Consider the following 18,875-nt stretch of genomic DNA (forward strand, 5'->3'; position numbering starts at 1 on the left):
GGCATGGCGGCATCTCTCAAGGGCAAACCCCACCATCAGTGAAGAGGGTGGGGTTTGCGAGGATGCAGCAGGCATCGGTCAGTGTAGCCGTAAAGGTTCCGGCCTACAGGCGTCTGGCCTGGTCGGCAGCGTTACCGATGTAGTTGGCCGGTGCCAGCGCCTTGAGTTCGGTCTTGATCTCGTCGGGCAGCTCGAGACCATCAATGAAGGCGGCGAAGCCGGTCTGGTCGATGCGCTTGCCACGGGTCAGTTCCTTGAGTTTCTCGTAGGGCTTCTCGATACCATAGCGGCGCATCACGGTCTGGATCGGCTCGGCCAGCACTTCCCAGCTGGCATTGAGGTCCTCGGCGAGACGCTCCGGGTTGGCCTCCAGTTTGCTGATACCCTTGAGTGACGCCTGGTAGGCGATCAGACCGTAGGCCAGGCCGACGCCCAGATTGCGCAGCACGGTGGAGTCGGTGAGATCACGCTGCCAGCGCGAGATGGGCAGCTTCTGAGCCAGGTGGCCGAGGATCGCGTTGGCCAGACCCAGGTTGCCCTCGGAGTTCTCGAAGTCGATCGGGTTGACCTTGTGCGGCATGGTCGAGGAACCGATTTCGCCCGCCACGGTACGCTGCTTGAAGTAACCCAGCGAGATATAGCCCCACACATCGCGATCGAAGTCGATCAAGATGGTGTTGAAACGACAGACGGCGTCGAACAGCTCGGCGATGTAGTCGTGGGGCTCGATCTGGGTGGTATAGGGATTGAAGGTCAATCCCAGCTCCTCGACGAAGGTACGCGCGTTGGCTTCCCAGTCGATCTGCGGGTAGGTGGTGAGGTGGGCGTTGTAATTGCCCACGGCGCCATTGATCTTGCCGAGCACTTCCGCTGCTTCGATCTGCTTGAGCTGGCGGCGCAGGCGGTAGGCGACGTTGGCCATTTCCTTGCCCAGCGTGGTCGGGCTGGCCGTCTGGCCGTGGGTGCGCGACAGCATCGGCTGGTCGGCATGCTCGTGGGCCAGGCGAGTCACCTCGTCGGCAATCTGCTGCATGGTCGGCAGCAGGCTGTTCAGGCCATCCTTGAGCATCACGCCATAGGACAGATTGTTGATGTCCTCGCTGGTGCAGGCGAAGTGCACGAATTCGGTGACCGCGTGGAGCTCCGGCACCTCGGCGATGGCTTCCTTGATGAAGTACTCAACCGCCTTCACATCGTGATTGGTGGTGCGTTCGATGTCCTTGACGCGCTGTGCGTCAGCCTCGCTGAAGTTGCTGATCAACTGGTCGAGGACGGCGTTGGCCTGGTCGGACAGCGCGGGGACTTCGGCGATCTCGGGGTGGGCCGCAAGACGCTGCAGCCAGCGCACTTCGACCGTGACGCGGGCACGAATGAGGCCGAATTCACTGAAGTGCTCGCGAAGGGACTCCGCCTTGCTGCCATAGCGGCCATCGACGGGGGAGAGTGCGGTAAGAGCAGAGAGTTGCATGATTGTTGGTCCGGCTACAGGTTCAGGAGGTCAGTAAGGAAATTCGCTTGGGGCTCAGAGTTCATCGAGCGCGCGCTTCAAGGCATTGCGCTGGAACATCAGTTTCCAGCGTCGGCCACCCTGTTGGTGCCACAGCAGGCCGAAGCGGATTCCCGACAGCAGGCAGGCGCGCACCCGTTCGGGCATCATGCGACTCTGCAATAGAGACGGGTCACCCTGGACGATGATGCGGTTCTTCAGCGTCGAGAGGGTCTTCTGATAGGCCTCGCCCAGGCTGGCGGTGACATTCTCGTGGGTATTGCCGAAATGTTCGGCCTGCGCCTGGATACGCTGCAGATGAGTACCCAGCTCATCCATCATGGCCGGCTGCGCGCGCAGGCGACTCATCAGCATCAGTAGACTGAAACCATAACGCATCACCACCGGGTTGGCCTGGCTCTTGCCCACTACGCCAGCCAGGGTGTCGAGGCCAAGGCGCAGGTTGTTGGGGTGTCCGCCGTAGATGGATTCGAAAGAGGGAGGGTTGGTCTCCAGGGTGGCGTTGACCTGCGTCTCCCAGGCGCGACTATCCATCTGGCCGGTACGTGCCAGCTCATCGACCAGGTGCGCAGCCTGAAAGACACCGGCCAGGGCGAGGGCCTGGCGTGCCGCGGGCGTTTGAGGGGCCCGGTGAATGGGGACTGAGTCGTTCATGCCGCCTGCTCCTGTGCATTCCAGGTCGATCGAATCACACCGCCGCCGAGACAGATGTCGCCATCGTAGAGCACCAGCGACTGTCCGGGAGTTACCGCGCGTTGCGGGTCATCGAAGTGTACCTCGACACCCCCATCCTCACAGGTACGGATAGTGCAGGGTACATCGCTCTGGCGATAGCGTGTCTTGGCGGTGAGACGGCCTTCGGCAAAGGGTGCCTCTCCGGCCACCCAGTCCATGGCCTCGGTGACCAGGCTGTCGCTGTAGAGTAGCGAATGATGTTTGCCCTGGACGGCAATCAACACGTTGCGCTCGAGATCCTTGCCGGCCACATACCAGGGGTCTTCGGAGTAGTTGGCCAGTCCGCCGATTCCCAGCCCCTGGCGCTGGCCGAGGGTGTAGTACATCAGCCCCATGTGTTCGCCGATGACATCACCGTCTGGTGTCTGAATGGTGCCGGGTTGTGCGGGCAGGTACTGGCGCAGGAAATCCGAGAAGCGCCGTTCACCGATGAAGCAGATGCCGGTGGAGTCCTTCTTGCGCGCCGTCACCAGACCATGGCGTTCGGCAATGGCGCGAACCTCGGGTTTCTCGATCTCGCCCACCGGGAACAGGGTGCGGGCAATGGCGGCCTCCGGCACTGCATGCAGGAAGTAGCTTTGATCCTTGTTGTGATCAAGTCCCTTGAGCAGCCTTGGGCGGCCGTCGCGCACCTGCTGGCGGACATAGTGGCCAGTGGCGATCATCTCGGCACCGAGCATTTCGGCGTAGTCGAGGAACACCTTGAACTTGATCTCGCGGTTACACAGGATGTCCGGGTTCGGCGTACGACCTGCCTTGTATTCGGCAAGGAAATGCTCGAATACATTGTCCCAGTATTCCGCGGCGAAATTGGCGGTATGCAGCTTGATGCCCAACCGTTCGCACACGGCCTGAGCATCCGCAAGGTCTTCCTTTGCGGTGCAGTATTCGGTGCCGTCGTCCTCATCCCAGTTCTTCATGAACAGACCTTCCACCTGATAGCCCTGCTCGATCAGGCGAAGCGCGGAAACGGAGGAATCGACACCGCCGGACATGCCGACGATGACCTTGCCGGTAGGCACTGACATGGCAACTCTCGGACGTAGGTGGTGGCAAATGGGCGGAAATTATACACGAGCTACGAGCTACGAGCTACGAGCTGGTTATGCTCGTTGCCCGATATTTGTGGCTGTTTGCATACTATCGTTCGTGCACCACGTCCATGGGATAGAACTTGCCGGCCATGGCGTCGCGGATGCGCTTGAGTACCAGTGGGCTGCGCAGACGTCCATCGCGGTCGAGGGCTTCCACTTCCTCGAGGGTCAGCCAGTGGATGGCGAGGATGCCGCGGTCAAGGTCGTGGCCGAGGTGGGCCAGCGCCATACCGAAGAAGGCGTGGCTATGGAAGGTCTTGCCGTCCGGAGCCTCGTACACGTACATCCCCAGGTAGTCGGTGATGCCGGCGCGCCAGGCGGTTTCCTCGGCGACTTCACGTAGTGCGCCGTCACGAATGCGCTCGCCGGGTTCAAGGTGGCCGGCGGGCTGGTTGAACAACGTATGTGGCCCGCCGCGGTCCTCCTCGACCAGCAGGAAGCGCCCGGCACGTTCCACGACGGTTGCCACGGTCACATAGGGGGTCCAGCGCGTCATCGACGTCTCCTTGAGCGGGCGGTGTGGGGTCCCTTTCCCGGTAATGGTTTTTTCTGCACCGGTGCATGAAGTGTCTGGCTTTGCCACTGGCCGGGGGTGAGCCCATCAAGCCGCCAATTGCCGATGGCGATTCTGACCAGGCGCAGGGTGGGGTGGCCAATATGCGCTGTCATGCGTCTTACCTGACGGTTGCGGCCTTCGCTGATGGTCAGCTCCAGCCAGCAGGTGTCCGGGTGCCGCTTGCTGCACAGTGGGGGCTGGCGCTCTGCCAGGCCGCTCTCGTCGAGGCGTCGAACTCTAGCCGGCAGGGTTGGCCCATCCTTGAGCGTGACGCCTTTACGCAGAGCCTGCAAGGCGGCTTCGCTGGGCTGGCCTTCCACCTGGACCCGGTAGATCTTGGGTTGCTTGTGGCGGGGGTGACTGATGCGATGAATCAGTTCTCCATCATCACTGAGCAACAGCAAGCCTTCCGAGTCGTAATCGAGGCGTCCGGCAGGGTAGATGTCGGGCACCTTGATGATATCGGCGAGGGTGGCACGCCCTTCCGCGTCCGTGAACTGTGACAGCATGCGGTAGGGTTTGTGCAATAGATAGATTCGGCTCATGAAAACGAGTGCTGTGCTGAGAGTTGAGGGGCGGGATCCTCTGGTCGGATTCCGGGCACGGTGGATCAGTGCAGGAGTCGATTCTCGGAACAGCCGATTCCGGGTGCAACCAATTCTTGAGCGCCCCTGGGTAATAATATGTATGAAAAGGAATTATTTCCTCTGTTGCGGGAAGGGCGGGGCATGTTCTGGGGCGAGCCGGTGGTGTCTCGTAACGGCGAAAACGGAAGATTGTCGACAAACTCTACTCGGGAGCCAGGGTGGAGTGCTATACTCCGCCCTCCACTGACACAGACCAGACAGGGGAGTTCTCCATGGGTTACCAGAAAATTGTCGTCCCCGAGGGCGGCGAAAAGATCACTGCCAACGCTGACAACACCCTGAATGTACCGAATAATCCGATCATCCCGTTCATCGAGGGTGATGGTATCGGTGTCGACGTAACTCCGGCCATGAAGATTGCCATCGACGCCGCGGTCCAGAAGGCCTACAACGGCGAGCGCAAGATCCACTGGATGGAAGTCTACGCCGGTGAAAAGGCGACCCAGGTGTATGACGCCGATACCTGGCTGCCGGAAGAAACCCTCGAAGCGGTTCAGGATTACATCGTTTCCATCAAGGGCCCGTTGACGACTCCGGTGGGTGGCGGTATCCGTTCACTCAACGTCGCCCTGCGTCAGAAGCTCGACCTCTATGTCTGCCAGCGCCCGGTGCGTTGGTTCGAAGGCGTGCCGAGCCCGGTCAAGAAGCCCGGTGACGTGGACATGGTCATCTTCCGCGAAAATTCTGAAGACATCTATGCCGGTATCGAGTGGAAGGCGGGTACGCCGGAAGCCGACAAGGTCATCAAGTTCCTGCGCGAGGAGATGGGTGTCACCAACATTCGCTTCCCGGAGAACTGCGGTATCGGCGTCAAGCCGGTTTCCGTGGAAGGCACGAAGCGTCTGGTTCGTCAGGCCCTGCAGTATTGCGTCGACAACGACCGTGAGTCGCTGACGCTGGTGCACAAGGGCAACATCATGAAGTTCACCGAAGGTTCCTTCAAGGACTGGGGTTACGAACTGGCGAAGGAAGAGTTTGGTGCCGAGCTGCTCGACGGCGGTCCGTGGATGACCTTCAAGAACCCGAAGACCGGCAAGGACATCGTGGTCAAGGACGTCATCGCCGACGCCATGCTGCAGCAGATCCTGCTGCGTCCGGCCGAGTACGATGTCATCGCCACTCTGAACCTCAACGGTGACTACCTGTCCGACGCCCTGGCGGCAGAAGTCGGCGGCATCGGTATCGCACCGGGCGCCAACATCTCCGATACCACGGCCATGTTCGAGGCGACTCACGGTACTGCACCGAAGTACGCCGGCCAGGACAAGGTCAACCCGGGCTCGCTGATCCTCTCTGCCGAGATGATGCTCCGTCACATGGGGTGGGTCGAGGCCGCTGACCTGGTGATCAAGGGCACCGAGAAGGCCATCAGCAAGGGCGAAGTCACCTATGACTTCCATCGCCTGATGGACAACGCCAAGCTGCTCAAGTGCTCCGAGTTCGGTCAGGCCATCGCTGACAACATGTAAGCGATCGTCGGCAGGACACGAGGCCCTCGTCCGGATACCCCGGGCGAGGGCCTCTTGCGTGAGGGTTATCTGCAACGACATGCAGATTGGGCGTGAAAGTGACGAGAAATCGCCCGATAATGAAAGCAGGAATCTGAACCCCGTCACGCGGACAGCGTCAAACAGGTGAGACAAACGGCAGGATACTGCCGAGGGCGCGGAACGAACGGTTCCTTCGTCGCGAATCCTGTCGCGTGACGCCGATGACAATGTGAGGCTTATGACCAAGGCAAGTAATGGCGCCGTGACGAGGATACAGGCGTCAGCGGCAGCCGGGATGACCCGGCCACCGCGACCCATTGAGGAGGATGACGGCGATCTGGCAACGCAGACGGCTGATCCTGAGCTGGCCAGGCCGCCAATGTACAAGGTGGTGTTGCATAATGACGACTTCACCCCAATGGAGTTTGTCGTCAAGGTGCTGCAGACCTTCTTCAGCCTCGATAGCGAGACGGCCGTGCAGGTCATGTTGACGGTGCATAGCCACGGCAAGGCAACCTGTGGAGTCTTTACCCGCGATATTGCGGAGACCAAGAGCCACCAGGTCAATGAGTATGCAAGGGAGTGTCAGCATCCGCTGCTGAGCGATATCGAAGCAGCAGATTGAACGAGCAGCATGTGCAAGGGTGTGCTGTATACGCGCTATCGTTGATAGAGAACTTGCAACGGTAGCATTTGTGCCCGATGTTGATGGTGCCGGACCACGAAAGATCCGATGCAATGCCCTGGGCGGCGAGAAGGGGACTGCCATGCTGAGCAAAGAACTTGAACTGACCCTTAACACGGCCTTCACGGTGGCGCGCTCCAAGCGTCACGAGTTCATGACGGTGGAGCATCTGCTGCTGGCGCTTCTGGATAATGCTTCTGCCTCTGATGTGTTGCGTGCCTGTGGGGCCAACCTCGATAAGCTGCGGTCCGACCTGCAGGACTTCATCAATTCCACGACTCCACTGATTCCCGAGGATCAGACCGAGCGCGAGACGCAACCCACCTTGGGGTTCCAGCGTGTGCTGCAGCGTGCGGTGTTTCACGTACAGTCCTCCGGCAAGAGTGAAGTCACTGGTGCCAATGTGCTGGTGGCCATCTTCTCCGAGCAGGAAAGCCAGGCGGTCTATTTCCTCAAGCAACAGAACGTCGCTCGAGTGGATGCCGTCAATTACATCGCCCACGGTATCTCCAAGGTGGCGGGCCACGGCCAGAACGCGGCTTCGCCTTCTCCTGAGGCCGAGGAAGGTGATGATGTGGCTGGCGAGTCCGGAGGCAATCCGCTGACCGGTTTCGCCACCAACCTCAACGAGCAGGCGCGGATGGGCAAGATCGATCCACTGATCGGCCGTGACCACGAGCTCGAACGGGTAGTGCAGATTCTTGCCCGTCGACGCAAGAACAACCCGCTGCTGGTGGGCGAGGCCGGTGTGGGCAAGACGGCCATTGCCGAGGGGCTGGCCAAGCGTATCGTCGAGGAAGATGTTCCTGACGTGATCAGCGATGCGGTGGTCTACTCACTGGATATGGGAGCGCTACTGGCAGGCACCAAGTATCGCGGTGACTTCGAGAAGCGCCTCAAGAGTCTGCTGGCGGAGCTGCGCAAGCTGCCCAATGCCGTCCTGTTCATTGATGAGATCCATACCGTCATCGGTGCCGGAGCGGCTTCCGGAGGAGTCATGGATGCCTCCAATCTGCTCAAGCCGCTGTTGTCTTCTGGCGAGCTGCGGTGCATCGGCTCCACGACCTTCCAGGAATTCCGTGGCATCTTCGAGAAGGATCGGGCGTTGGCTCGCCGCTTCCAGAAGGTCGATGTCATGGCGCCATCGGTCGAGGATTCGATTCGTATCCTCAAGGGGCTGCGGTCACGCTTCGAGGAGCACCACCAGCTCAAGTACACCGATGCGGCTCTGGATACCGCGGCGCGCCTGGCTGATCGCTACATCAATGATCGCTATCTGCCGGACAAGGCCATCGATGTCATCGACGAGGCCGGAGCTCATCAGCGCCTGCTGCCACCGGAGATGCGCGTCGATGTGATCGACGTGGATCAGGTCGAGGCAGTGGTCGCATCGATCGCTCGTATCCCGCCGAAGAGTGTGTCCAGCTCCGATCGCAAGCTGCTCGAGAACCTCGAACGCGACCTCAAGATGCTGGTCTTCGGTCAGGATGAAGCCATCGATGGGCTGGGAGCGGCAATCAAGCTGTCGCGTGCTGGCCTGAAAGCGCCAGACAAGCCCGTGGGCAGCTTCCTGTTCGCTGGTCCGACGGGGGTCGGCAAGACCGAGGTGGCCCGCCAGTTGGCACGGATCATGGGGGTCGAGCTGGTGCGTTTCGACATGTCGGAGTACATGGAGCGTCATACCGTATCGCGTCTGATCGGTGCGCCCCCTGGCTATGTCGGTTATGACCAGGGCGGCCTGTTGACCGAGGCAATCACCAAGCAGCCGCACTGTGTGCTGTTGCTTGATGAAGTCGAGAAGGCTCACCCCGAGGTCTTCAACCTGCTTCTGCAGGTCATGGATCACGGGCGTCTAACCGACAACAATGGCCGTGAGGCGGACTTCCGCCATGTCATTCTGATCATGACCTCGAATGCCGGGGTGGAACAGGCGACACGTCGTTCCATCGGCTTCCAGCTTCAGGATCACTCCACCGATGCCATGGAGGTCATTCGCAAGACCTTCTCGCCGGAGTTCCGCAACCGTCTGGATGGCATCATCCAGTTCCATGCCTTGCCGATGGCGGTGGTGCGTAGCGTGGTCGACAAGTTTCTTGTCGAGCTCCAGGCACAGCTTGACGAGAAGCGTGTGCAACTTGAAGTCGATGATGAGGCTCGCGATTGGCTGGCCACCATGGGTTATGACCCGGATATGGGGGCACGACCGATGGCTCGCCTGATTCAGGAGAAGCTCAAGAAGCCGCTGGCTGAGATGATCCTGTTCGGCGACCTTGCCGAGCATGGCGGGCTGGTGCATGTGACGCTGGAGGACGATGAGCTTCATCTCTCCACCGATGTCGAGATGGCCGACGCTCCCTGATGCCTGAGTGAATGGACACAACGGTACGACATGAGGCCCCGCTTGCGGGGCCTCATTGTGTTCAGGCTATGGCATGTCCGGGGTACGTATCTGGCGACTGCACCTGGCTGATCATGCCTACCGCGGAGTCGAAGATGCGCTACGCAGGCTGTTGTGTCAGCCGGGGTAGGTAGGCGAGTAGAGAATTCGGCTGATTCATGAATGCATTGCGCATCAAGTCAACGCTACAGCAGGGCGTCGACATGGCGATGCCGTAACACTTCATGGATAAAGCTACACCGCCCTGTCTCAAGGGTGAGCAGGGCAAGGTCCTGATACAGCAGGGGGCTGGTCACCGGGCTGGAGAGAAAACCGTGAGGACTGGACCGGTGACTGGTGTCGGCTGAGGGTTGCCGATGACTCAGCGCGAGCGGTAGACGATGCGCCCCTTGGACAGGTCATAGGGAGTCAGCTCGACCTTGACCTTGTCGCCGGTCAGGATGCGAATGTAGTTCTTGCGCATCTTGCCGGAAATGTGAGCGGTCACGACGTGGCCGTTTTCCAGCTCAACACGGAACATGGTATTGGGAAGGGTGTCGACGACGACGCCTTCCATTTCGATATGGTCTTCACGTGCCATATAGGCGATTCCTCGTTGCTCGAATCTGGATAATCACGACAAGCCACGGTGGGAACGACCGCCCCTGTCGTCAGGATAGCGCGATATTTTGCCGTATGCTGGGCCAGATGGCAAAGAATCACGCCAGAAAAGCGACGAACAGCGGAAACGCAGCCACGAGATACGAGCGGCGAACCCCCAGCTACGAGTGACGAACCACGAGTACGCTACGCTCGAGCAGGTGACCCCAGCCACGAGTGACGAGCTACGAGCACGCTACGCTCGAGCTGAGCCCTGAATCCTGAGCCAAGGCGCGTAATCATCAGGTTGGCACTGGGCAGTTCGCCACTCGTTGCTCGTGTCTCGAAGCTGGGTCCATCAGGTTGGCACTGGATAGCTCGAAGCTCGTAGCTAGCTTGAGCCAATCATCCTGCGCCATTGGCGCCCGTCGAGCTGTTCGAGTGGCTGGAAGGCGCGCTTGTAGCTCATCTTGCGGCATTCCTCGATCCAGTAGCCAAGATAAAGGTGTGGCAGGCCCTGATTGATGGCGCGCTGAACCAGAGCCAGTACCGCTTGAGTGCCCAATGAACGACGTTCGAGATGTTCGCTGGGATCGAAGAACGTATAGATGGCGGACAGGCCATGTTGAAGTTCATCGAAGGCTGATATCGCCACCAGCTCACCCTGGAGTCGGAACTCCATCAAGCGGGCCCAGGGCTGGTCGAGGCTCAGAAAGGTGCGGTACTGCTCATGGCTGGGTGGAAACATGTCACCATCATGGTGACGAGTGCAGATATATCTGGCGTAGAGGTCGTAGTGCTCGGAGCTGAACTGGGCCGGAAGTACCTGAATCTCCAGATCGGCATTGCGACGCATCAGGCGGCGCTGGGTCCGGTTGGGAACAAAGTCATCGACCGGGATGCGTACCGAAATGCAGGCATTGCAGCCGTCGCAGTGGGGGCGGTAGAGGTGTTGACCGCTACGCCGGAACCCCAATAGGGTCAGAGCGTCATAGACGCTCTGACCGGGGGTTTCCTTGGGATCAAGGAAGAGGGTGGTGGCCTCCTTGCCCGGGAGATAGCTACAGGAGTGCGGCACCGTCAAGAAGAAACGCAGATCACGTACCGGCTGCCGCGGTGTATTGCTGCTCAAGGCTGCCGTCTCCCTGTCGTATGATATGTTGAATGGAGCCGCTGTTGGTTCTGTCGGAGCGGGGTCATCTGTCGGTGTTCGACGACGACTCACCGAGGGCCGCCAGAGGCCAATCCGGCGTCAGAATCTCACGATCCGAACGTCCATCGAACCACTTCTCAAGATAGCTGATGAATGTGCTTCGAGCGATACTTCGGGCGCCCAGGCTCGCCAGATGGGGAGTGTGCATCTGGCAGTCAATCAGTTTGCCGCCGGAGCCGGCCATGCTGCGAGCCAGATGCACCAGTGCGACCTTCGATGCGTCTGACTCCAGAGAAAACATCGACTCGCCGAAGAACGCGGGGCCGAGAGCCACGCCGTAAAGGCCGCCGACCAGTGCCGTGCCGCGCCAGACTTCCACCGAGTGTGCGACGCCCTGGTGATGGAGCCGGCAGTAGGCTTCGAACATATCCTCGGTGATCCAGGTGCCCGTCGAATAGTTGCGTGTTGCTGCACAGTTTTCGATCACCCGCTCAAAAGCGTGGTCTGCGGTAACACGGAAGCCTGCATTGCGGACGCGCTTGGCGAGGCTGCGCCTGACATGCAGTTGCTCCGGAAACAGCACCATTCTTGGGTCAGGGCTCCACCATAGAACCGGTTGGTCATCGCTGTACCATGGGAAGATGCCTCGTCGATACGCCGCCACCAGCCACTCGGGGGTCAGTGCGCCGCCCGCCGCCAGCAGGCCGTCTGGGTCATCGAGGGCGTCGGTGACCGGTGGAAACTGGATGGGAAAGGCGGGGAGCCATGGAAGCATCAACTTTCCTTGCTGTTCCGTAGTGATATAAACCTGACAATCAGGAGAGCCATTCTGAACGATTTGATTGTCTCTCGCGTTACTCTGGTGCAGATATGACATCCATGGTGTGGCGCGGGCCCGTGTCGTTCCTGCATCAGGTAGCGGCACTTTCCTGTGCTGTGATTGCTCCGACGGGCCAGCGTGGCGAGGTATTAACCCGGCATGCTTTCATGTTGGGTTAATGGCGGCACAGGGACGTGCCGCCGTCGGCCATCAGGCCGACGCGAGACCGCACCACACCAGCAGATCCGCGCATCTGCGCCAGTGTGGTGCGGACGACAATCACATCGATCAGGATGAGCTATTTGATTGCCATGTTAATAGTATAACGGCCTGGACATCCGACCATGGATGTTGCTGTGCTCAAGTTCAGTGGGCTCGGGCCTATAACCCAGGCGGTTGGCTCGGTATCATAGCCCGCAATCAGTAGGATGGAAGACGCCCTCGAGGCGCAAGGGGAAGGCTGTTTGAGTGCCAACAAGAAATCCGCATCGCCGCGGGCGAAGGCAGCCGCCGCTCGGGAGACCGCACGCAAGGTAGGTTTGCGTCTCCACGGCTCTGCCAGGGAAGGTGTGATCATTGTGCTGCTGGCAGCCTGTATTTTCCTGTTGCTGGCGCTGCTCAGTTTCACCATGGATGACCCCGGCTGGTCATACAGCGGCCCGGAAACCGATGTTGCCAATTGGATGGGGCCTGCGGGCGCCTGGTTGGCGGATGTCCTCTACTCGCTGTTCGGGGTGAGTGCATTGTGGTGGCCCGGCATGGTTGGCTTCGCGGCCTGGTGGTTGATGCGCTCGCGACAGGAGCGCTTTGACTGGGATACCACGTCCTTCGCCGTGCGCTGTGGCGGTATGCTGTTGGTACTACTCGGGTCCACGACACTGGGAGCACTGTATTTCAATAGCGACAGCGGACCGTTGCCGTATTCCTCGGGAGGGATTCTCGGCAAGGGACTGGTGTTGGCACTGAAGCCAATGGTGGGCACTGGTGGAACCGGCCTGCTGTCCGTCGCTGGCGTTCTCTGCGGTATACCGCTGATGACGGGTCTGTCCTGGCTCAACGTCATGGATGAGGCGGGGCACCGGTGCCTGCAATTCATGCATTGGGTCCGTCGACGCTTCTCGTCCAATGTCACTGAGAGCGACGGGAAAACTGCGCAACACAAGCCCGGTGCCAAGGCTCCCGAACTGGCCACCGACAAGTCGGCGAAAGGTTCGGCGGCTGATGAAAGCGCCTCCGTGGATGATCTCGAGCCGGCACCGCGCTGGTGGCAGCGTCTGGTGCCCGGCTTCCGGCGTGACCGGGCCGAGGCTGCAGAGGTTGCGGCGCCCAGGCGTAGTGAGCCTGGTGTTGGCCTTGAGGGGCGCGCTGATATTCCCTGGCATGTGCCGGAGGAAACCCCTTCGGCGAAGCAGCCTGGCGCAGCCTACGCCGAGCGCATGACACGGCCCTCGCAGCACTCCAGCCAGCCGGAGGCCCGCCCGTCAAGCCCGGCCTCAAGCCAGACATCAAGAGAATCGCGTGAACCGACCCTGGGCAGTGCATTTACACCGGCTGCCGCGACAGGCAGGGCGTCCGCTGTGTCCGGAACAGAGGCAGGTACGCCGACCATGTCGCTGCGTGCCGAGCGCGATGAGCCTGAAAGCCTGATGTCCCGGCATGCACCGGCTCCTGAGGCCGACCAGACGGCGGCACCTGCACCGAAGTCACCGGAGCCTCCGCAAGCCCAGGCACCCCGGAGCGAGACGACCCAGCGCATCGAACCCCAGCCAGTGCGCAGGCCTGCGCCTGACGAGTCGTCGGCGCCAAAGACAACGGTCGATGTGCCGCCTGCTCCGCCTGTGGCAACGCCCGAGGCACAGCAGGGCACTGCACCGCTGCAGCCTGAGGAGCGCAAGGCACCGGAGGCTTCAGTGCCCGCTCCTCCGGGGACTCCGCCTTCACAGACCTCTCAGGCTCCGTCAACGTCAGATGCATCGACTCCTTCCGCCGCAGAAGGTGATGGAAGCTCCGAGTCGACCAGCGACTCATCGTCCAGTATTGGCAGCCCTGAGCCTCGCCCCAGCCCCTTCGCTGCGGAACAGCCCAGAGAGGAGCGCCGGGCAGAGGAGATTCCTGAACCGGTATTGCCGGATGACGGAGGGGCTCTGGCGGGCGGTGCGGTCGCGGGGGCCTCATTGCTGGCTGCCACCCACGAGGCTCCACGGCCGGCGGCTCGTCCTGATGCTGGTCACTCGACAGCAACACCTCAGCAGAACCCACAGTCCCCCCCGGTGCAGCCGCCTGGCGTTCAGCAACCCCAGCAGCCGCCGTCGCAGGCTCCGGCTGGTGAAGGGCCGATAGCGACCGCAGAGCAGGGACGTGCCGCGGCGGACTCAGGAGGTCCGACCCTGTGGACGGTAGAGCATCTGCAGAGCCAACGGCCGGGCCTCGAGGATATGCCGGAACCCGATGGTGAGTTACCGAGCCTGCGGTTGCTGACCCCACCAGAGCCACACCAGCCGAACTATACCGAGCAGCAACTGGCCGACATGGCTGAACTGCTGGAGATGCGTCTGCGTGAGTATGGGGTCAAGGCTGAGGTCGTCGATACCTGGCCGGGCCCTGTGATTACCCGCTTCGAGATCAAGCCTGCAGCCGGGGTGAAGGTGTCGAAGATCAGTAACCTGGCCAAGGATCTGGCACGCTCGCTGATGGTCAAGAGTGTGCGCGTCGTGGAGGTGATTCCGGGACGACCCACCGTCGGCATCGAGATTCCCAACCCCAACCGCGCCATGATTCGCCTGCGTGAGGTCATTGACTCCGACCGATACCAGCAGGAAGCATCGGCACTGACCATGGCGCTGGGCCAGGACATCGGTGGCGCCCCCGTAACGGCCAATCTCGGCAAGATGCCGCATGTGCTGGTCGCGGGCACCACCGGTTCGGGTAAGTCGGTGGGGGTCAACGCCATGCTGATCTCCATGCTGCTCAAGGCCACGCCGGCCGAGCTGCGTCTGATCATGGTGGATCCCAAGATGCTGGAACTGTCGGTGTATGACGGGATACCTCACCTGTTGGCACCGGTGGTCACCGACATGAAGGAAGCGGCCAATGGTCTGCGGTGGTGTGTTGCCGAGATGGAGCGCCGCTACAAGCTGATGGCGGCCATGGGAGTGCGCAACATCGCCGGTTTCAACAGCAAACTGGATGAAGCCGAGCGTGCCGGAGCTCAGGTGGCAGACCCGCTGTGGGAACCACAGCCCTGGGAGATGCACCAGACGCCTCCGGTGCTCGAGAAGCTGCCTTATATCGTTGTGGTCATCGACGAGTTTGCCGACATGTTCATGATTGTCGGCAAGAAGGTCGAGGAACTGATCGCCCGCCTGGCTCAGAAAGCGCGTGCTGCCGGTATTCACCTGATACTGGCGACACAGCGCCCCTCGGTGGATGTAGTAACTGGCCTGATCAAGGCCAACATCCCCACGCGCATGGCCTTCCAGGTATCCTCGCGGGTTGATTCGCGCACCATCCTGGATCAGGGTGGCGCCGAGAACCTGCTGGGACATGGTGACATGCTCTATCTGCCGGCAGGCTCCGGCCAGCCGACCCGTGTGCATGGCGCATTTGTTGACGATGATGAAGTGCACCGTGTGGTCGAGGACTGGAAGCGTCGCGGTGAGCCTGAGTACATCGACGAGATTCTCTCCGGTGGCGTGTCAGCGGATGCGTTGACCGGTCTCGAGGCCGAAGGCGGAGACGATGGTGATTCCGAGCAGGATGCCCTGTATGACGAGGCGGTAGCCTTTGTCACTGAAACCCGTCGTGCCTCGATCTCGGCGGTACAGCGCCGCTTCAAGATCGGCTACAACCGTGCCGCACGACTGGTCGAGTCCATGGAAGCCGCGGGTGTCGTATCGCCAATGGGCAGCAATGGAGGGCGTGAAGTTCTGGCACCACCTCCCGTGGGGGGATGATGCTGTTGCCCGCAGCAAGGAATGTCTTGCCGGAGAGTGAGTGTCTCGAATTGACGACATTTTCTCTCCAGCATGCAACCACCATGCAAGGTAGACCCAGTCCCTGTGGCGAGCGCAACTTGTCCGCCAGACTGGAGTCTCATGGATACACCGAATCTCACGGAGAGATGACATGCGATTGAGCCGTACACTGACCAGTAGCATCGCCGTGTTGGGCGCCGCCATGCTGATTCCTGCCACTGCCCTGGCTGACGGGGCGGAGCGTCTCAGCCGCATGCTCAGCCCGCTGGAAACCTATTCTGCCGATTTCGAGCAGCAGATTCTCGATGGCAGTGGTCAGCGCCTGCAGGAAGCACAGGGACACATGTGGCTGTCTCGCCCCGGCAAGTTCCGCTGGGAAGTCGAAGCGCCCTATGAACAGATTGTGGTGTCCGACGGCAATGAAGTGACGCTGTATGACCCGGACCTTCAGCAGGCGACCGTTCAGCCGCTGGACCAGCGTGTCACGCATACTCCGGCGCTGCTGCTGTCAGGCAGCTCCAGCGACCTGACGGAAAATTACGATGTGTCCAGCTCGCAGCAGGGAACAGCAGAGACGTTTACCCTGGTACCCAAGTCTCCGGACACGCTGTTCGAGGAACTGCGCCTGACCTTTTACAGTGAGCAGTTGGGCTTCCTGCAGATGACAGACAGCACCGGGCAGCGTACCGCGATTGCCTTTGAGAACGTCGAGCAGAACGGTAGTGTGGACAACTCGCGGTTCAATATTGACCTGCCGGCGGATACCGACGTGATTCGCGAGAGTGGCCAGGCCGCGGCTCAGTAGTCGCACATTCCGAGTAGCCGTCCCTTTCCGATGTCGACAACGCCTCCGCCAGGAGGCATTGTCGTATCAGCAGGCTGTTCATGGGCTTTCGAGAGGACTGCCCATGGGGGCGGAAGTGAGTACTTACCTCTTCTGATGTGAGGTCTCCAGTCAGCCAGCCCCGGGTACTCATTTTTCAAGTATCTCTTTCAAGTAGCCTTGCTGCAGATATTCATGTTTCAGCTGCGTTGCTTGAAGCGACTCCATTGTCAGCCTCGGCATCGAGCTGGGCCCGCCATGCCATCATCCGAGCGAAACGCTCCTCCTGGCCGTGGGCTGTCGGCACATAGAAGTGCTGTGCCGGAGTGTCTTCCGGCCAACAGTCGTGAGCCGAGCCAGCCGGATAGCCGTTGGGCTCGTTGTGTGCATACCGATAGCCTTGACCATGTCCCAGCGACTCCATCAGCCGCGTAGGAGCGTTGCGCAGGTACTGGGGTACCTCCAGGGTCGGTTGGCAGGCAACGAACTGTTGGGCCTGCTTCCAGGCCTGATCAATGGCATTGCTCTTGGGAGCGATCGCCAGATGAACCGCGGCATGGGCAATGGCGCGTTGGCCTTCGTAGTCGCCCAGGCGCAGGTAGGCATCCCAGGCGGCCATCACCAGTGGCAGTGCCCTGGGGTCTGCATTACCGACGTCTTCCGAGGCTATGGCAGCAAGGCGCCTGACGACATCCAGCGGGTCTCCACCGCCCTGGATGAAGCGTGCGATGTACAGCAATGCTGCGTCCTGCCGCGAAGAGCGTATCGACTTGTGAATGGCTGATAGTAGGTCGTAATAGTGGTCGCCCTGCTTGTCGAAGGCGCTGGCGGTGTGGCCGATGACATCCTGTAGCGCGCTGGCGTCGAGTGTTTCGCCGTCCGCGTTGGTCCGGGTGAAGTCACAGGCAGTTTCCAGCAGGCCCAGAGCGCGCCGGGCATCGCCGGCGGCGGCGCGTGCCAGGATCGGCAGTACGTCCTCGGCGACCTGGATCCGGCGCTGCCCCAATCCACGTTCCCGGTCAGTGAGTGCTCGCTGCATGATCTCGACAAGGTCGGCTTCGCTGAGTCCCTTCAATACGTGGACGCGGGCGCGTGACAGCAATGCCGAGTTGACCTCGAAGGACGGATTCTCGGTGGTGGCGCCGATCAGGGTAAGCAGGCCCGATTCCACATGGGGCAGCAGGGCATCCTGCTGACTCTTGTTGAGGCGGTGGATCTCGTCGAGAAACAATACCGTGCGTTGGCTTTGACCCTGGGCGACACGGGCCCGCTCGACCACCTCACGGATGTCCTTGACCCCGGCCATCACCGCGGAAAGGTGTTCCAGTCGTGCCTGGCAGGCCTCGGCAAGAATTTCCGCCAGAGTCGTTTTACCTACGCCAGGTGGTCCCCACAGGATCAATGACCGTACCTCGCCAGCCTCGACCATGCGTCGCAACGGTTTTCCGGGGGCGACCAGGGCATGCTGGCCGACATAATCATCCAGTTGTTGAGGCCGCATACGCCATGCCAGAGGAGCCATATCCTGTTGCTGGGCCTGTTCGAACATGTCCATCCTGGTTGCTCCTCCCGGGGATTGAAGGCTGCAGCCGCTGCGCCTTTGGTTGTAAGTGATAGAGTACATTCCGTGCCGATAAAATCGACAGGCAGAAATCTCCAATACCAACTAGGTTGATACATTCCGGCGGTCTCGCCGGAAACTGAACCTGAGAAGGCCAGTCAAAGCTAAAGGGTGTCTTCAGCCCACGCTGACCACAGGAGGTTTCTGCCATGCCCATGCTGAAACAACTGCGTCGGGATCATGCCAACATGGCGCGCATACTGCACGTTCTGCAACTCAAGCAGAAGACCCTCGCCGATGGCGATCGACCCAATTTCCAGCTGGTACGGGAGGTGGTGGACTATATCCTTGATTACATGGCCGGCTTTACGCTGCCTCTGGAAGAGATCTGCACCGAGCGTCTCAGGGAGGTGGCGCCACACAGCGAGGAAGTGACAGAGCGCCTCTCGGGGCAGTATCGGCAGCTCAAGGCCAGACTCAATCGACTGTCGAGAGATATTGATGCGATTCTGATGGATGTGGCGGTCCCCATGAATCAGTTTTCCGATGATCTGCGGGAATATCTCGAGAGTCACCGAAATTATCTTAGAGAAGAACGGGAAGAGTTGTTTCCCCTGATATCCGAGTATTTTTCGGATGATGATCTCGAACGCCTCGCTCATGCACTCCCGGCCAATGCCACGGCCGAGCTGGAGCGCCTGCAGGGGGCGTACCCTGAACTCTACGCGGAATTGCGCGACAACTCCGATCCCGTTCCTGCCTGATTTCATCGGGAAAGCGCTGTCTCGGCGTCGGAATGACGGTGGGCCATGCATCACCGTCTGGCGCCGAGGCCCGCCTTGCACCCCCGTCG

The 18,875-nt window shown here is 60.6% G+C and carries 16 protein-coding genes; 7 read left to right on the forward strand and 9 right to left on the reverse strand.

The window, feature by feature from the left end:
• Positions 1-103 precede the first annotated feature (103 nt).
• From purB to BUE38_RS00100, 5 genes are all read right to left on the reverse strand, one after another.
• Positions 104-1,468: an adenylosuccinate lyase gene (gene purB, locus BUE38_RS00080; RefSeq protein WP_073433006.1), complete on the reverse strand. Its 1,365-nt coding sequence runs from the start codon at positions 1,466-1,468 to the stop codon at positions 104-106.
• Positions 1,469-1,522: 54 nt separating this feature from the next.
• Positions 1,523-2,161, reverse strand: a complete 639-nt coding sequence (gene hflD, locus BUE38_RS00085) for a high frequency lysogenization protein HflD (protein ID WP_073433007.1) — start codon at positions 2,159-2,161, stop codon at positions 1,523-1,525.
• On the reverse strand, positions 2,158-3,300 hold the full coding sequence (gene mnmA, locus BUE38_RS00090) for a tRNA 2-thiouridine(34) synthase MnmA (RefSeq protein WP_255320810.1): 1,143 nt from the start codon (positions 3,298-3,300) through the stop codon (positions 2,158-2,160). The genes hflD and mnmA overlap by 4 nt, the downstream gene beginning before the upstream one ends.
• Positions 3,301-3,382: 82 nt before the next feature.
• Complete coding sequence (locus BUE38_RS00095; RefSeq protein WP_073433009.1) at positions 3,383-3,832, reverse strand: NUDIX domain-containing protein; 450 nt, start codon at positions 3,830-3,832, stop codon at positions 3,383-3,385.
• Positions 3,829-4,437: a pseudouridine synthase gene (locus BUE38_RS00100; RefSeq protein ID WP_073433010.1), complete on the reverse strand. Its 609-nt coding sequence runs from the start codon at positions 4,435-4,437 to the stop codon at positions 3,829-3,831. Before BUE38_RS00100 ends, BUE38_RS00095 begins: the two co-directional genes overlap by 4 nt.
• 314 nt (positions 4,438-4,751) lie before the next feature.
• Here BUE38_RS00100 and icd point away from each other — a divergent pair, with 314 nt between their 5' ends.
• The 3 genes from icd to clpA all read left to right on the forward strand — a co-directional run bounded on the left by icd (position 4,752) and on the right by clpA (position 9,073).
• Positions 4,752-6,008 carry an NADP-dependent isocitrate dehydrogenase gene (gene icd, locus BUE38_RS00105; protein WP_073433011.1) on the forward strand — a complete coding sequence of 419 codons (1,257 nt, stop codon included), beginning with the start codon at positions 4,752-4,754 and terminating at the stop codon, positions 6,006-6,008.
• Positions 6,009-6,324: 316 nt separating this feature from the next.
• Positions 6,325-6,654 (forward strand): ATP-dependent Clp protease adapter ClpS, encoded by a 330-nt coding sequence (clpS, locus tag BUE38_RS00110; protein ID WP_234986754.1) that lies wholly within the window; start codon positions 6,325-6,327, stop codon positions 6,652-6,654.
• Between the two features lie 142 nt (positions 6,655-6,796).
• The gene (gene clpA / locus BUE38_RS00115; protein WP_073433012.1) at positions 6,797-9,073 is read left to right on the forward strand and encodes an ATP-dependent Clp protease ATP-binding subunit ClpA; all 2,277 of its coding nucleotides are present in this window, start codon (positions 6,797-6,799) and stop codon (positions 9,071-9,073) included.
• A 400-nt stretch (positions 9,074-9,473) separates the two neighbouring features.
• Here clpA and infA read toward each other — a convergent pair whose 3' ends face one another.
• From infA to aat, 3 genes are all read right to left on the reverse strand, one after another.
• Positions 9,474-9,692 carry a translation initiation factor IF-1 gene (gene infA / locus BUE38_RS00120; protein WP_013332816.1) on the reverse strand — a complete coding sequence of 73 codons (219 nt, stop codon included), beginning with the start codon at positions 9,690-9,692 and terminating at the stop codon, positions 9,474-9,476.
• Between the two features lie 390 nt (positions 9,693-10,082).
• Positions 10,083-10,823: an arginyltransferase gene (locus BUE38_RS00125; protein WP_073433013.1), complete on the reverse strand. Its 741-nt coding sequence runs from the start codon at positions 10,821-10,823 to the stop codon at positions 10,083-10,085.
• A 64-nt stretch (positions 10,824-10,887) separates the two neighbouring features.
• Positions 10,888-11,619, reverse strand: a complete 732-nt coding sequence (aat, locus tag BUE38_RS00130; RefSeq protein ID WP_084541630.1) for a leucyl/phenylalanyl-tRNA--protein transferase — start codon at positions 11,617-11,619, stop codon at positions 10,888-10,890.
• Between the two features lie 223 nt (positions 11,620-11,842).
• Between aat and BUE38_RS22275 the strand changes: the two genes are divergently transcribed.
• The 3 genes from BUE38_RS22275 to lolA all read left to right on the forward strand — a co-directional run bounded on the left by BUE38_RS22275 (position 11,843) and on the right by lolA (position 16,443).
• The gene (locus tag BUE38_RS22275) at positions 11,843-12,091 is read left to right on the forward strand and encodes a hypothetical protein (RefSeq protein ID WP_143166152.1); all 249 of its coding nucleotides are present in this window, start codon (positions 11,843-11,845) and stop codon (positions 12,089-12,091) included.
• 37 nt (positions 12,092-12,128) lie between these two features.
• Entirely contained in the window at positions 12,129-15,617 is a 3,489-nt protein-coding gene (locus BUE38_RS00135; RefSeq protein ID WP_304363403.1) for a DNA translocase FtsK, read from the forward strand.
• Positions 15,618-15,789: 172 nt separating this feature from the next.
• Positions 15,790-16,443 carry an outer membrane lipoprotein periplasmic chaperone LolA gene (gene lolA, locus BUE38_RS00140; protein WP_073433015.1) on the forward strand — a complete coding sequence of 218 codons (654 nt, stop codon included), beginning with the start codon at positions 15,790-15,792 and terminating at the stop codon, positions 16,441-16,443.
• A gap of 211 nt (positions 16,444-16,654) precedes the next feature.
• Here lolA and BUE38_RS00145 read toward each other — a convergent pair whose 3' ends face one another.
• Positions 16,655-18,016, reverse strand: coding sequence for a replication-associated recombination protein A (locus tag BUE38_RS00145; protein ID WP_073433016.1), 1,362 nt, complete (start codon positions 18,014-18,016; stop codon positions 16,655-16,657).
• Between the two features lie 221 nt (positions 18,017-18,237).
• Here BUE38_RS00145 and BUE38_RS00150 point away from each other — a divergent pair, with 221 nt between their 5' ends.
• A complete protein-coding gene (locus BUE38_RS00150) occupies positions 18,238-18,786 on the forward strand; it encodes a hemerythrin domain-containing protein (protein WP_073433713.1) in 549 nt (182 codons plus the stop codon).
• Positions 18,787-18,875 lie beyond the last annotated feature (89 nt).

It is taken from the genome of Halomonas cupida, from assembly GCF_900142755.1.
Lineage (GTDB): Bacteria > Pseudomonadota > Gammaproteobacteria > Pseudomonadales > Halomonadaceae > Halomonas > Halomonas cupida.

Coding starts and splice junctions, on each gene's coding strand:
- hflD (WP_073433007.1), bottom strand. CDS start 2,161: ATGAACGACTCAGTCCCCATTCACCGGGCCCCTCAAACGCCCGCGGCA.
- BUE38_RS00150 (WP_073433713.1), top strand. CDS start 18,238: ATGCTGAAACAACTGCGTCGGGATCATGCCAACATGGCGCGCATACTG.
- clpA (WP_073433012.1), top strand. CDS start 6,797: ATGCTGAGCAAAGAACTTGAACTGACCCTTAACACGGCCTTCACGGTG.
- infA (WP_013332816.1), bottom strand. CDS start 9,692: ATGGCACGTGAAGACCATATCGAAATGGAAGGCGTCGTCGTCGACACC.
- clpS (WP_234986754.1), top strand. CDS start 6,325: ATGACCCGGCCACCGCGACCCATTGAGGAGGATGACGGCGATCTGGCA.
- purB (WP_073433006.1), bottom strand. CDS start 1,468: ATGCAACTCTCTGCTCTTACCGCACTCTCCCCCGTCGATGGCCGCTAT.
- lolA (WP_073433015.1), top strand. CDS start 15,790: ATGCGATTGAGCCGTACACTGACCAGTAGCATCGCCGTGTTGGGCGCC.
- BUE38_RS00095 (WP_073433009.1), bottom strand. CDS start 3,832: ATGACGCGCTGGACCCCCTATGTGACCGTGGCAACCGTCGTGGAACGT.
- aat (WP_084541630.1), bottom strand. CDS start 11,619: ATGCTTCCATGGCTCCCCGCCTTTCCCATCCAGTTTCCACCGGTCACC.
- icd (WP_073433011.1), top strand. CDS start 4,752: ATGGGTTACCAGAAAATTGTCGTCCCCGAGGGCGGCGAAAAGATCACT.
- BUE38_RS00145 (WP_073433016.1), bottom strand. CDS start 18,016: ATGGACATGTTCGAACAGGCCCAGCAACAGGATATGGCTCCTCTGGCA.
- BUE38_RS22275 (WP_143166152.1), top strand. CDS start 11,843: ATGGCGGCACAGGGACGTGCCGCCGTCGGCCATCAGGCCGACGCGAGA.
- BUE38_RS00100 (WP_073433010.1), bottom strand. CDS start 4,437: ATGAGCCGAATCTATCTATTGCACAAACCCTACCGCATGCTGTCACAG.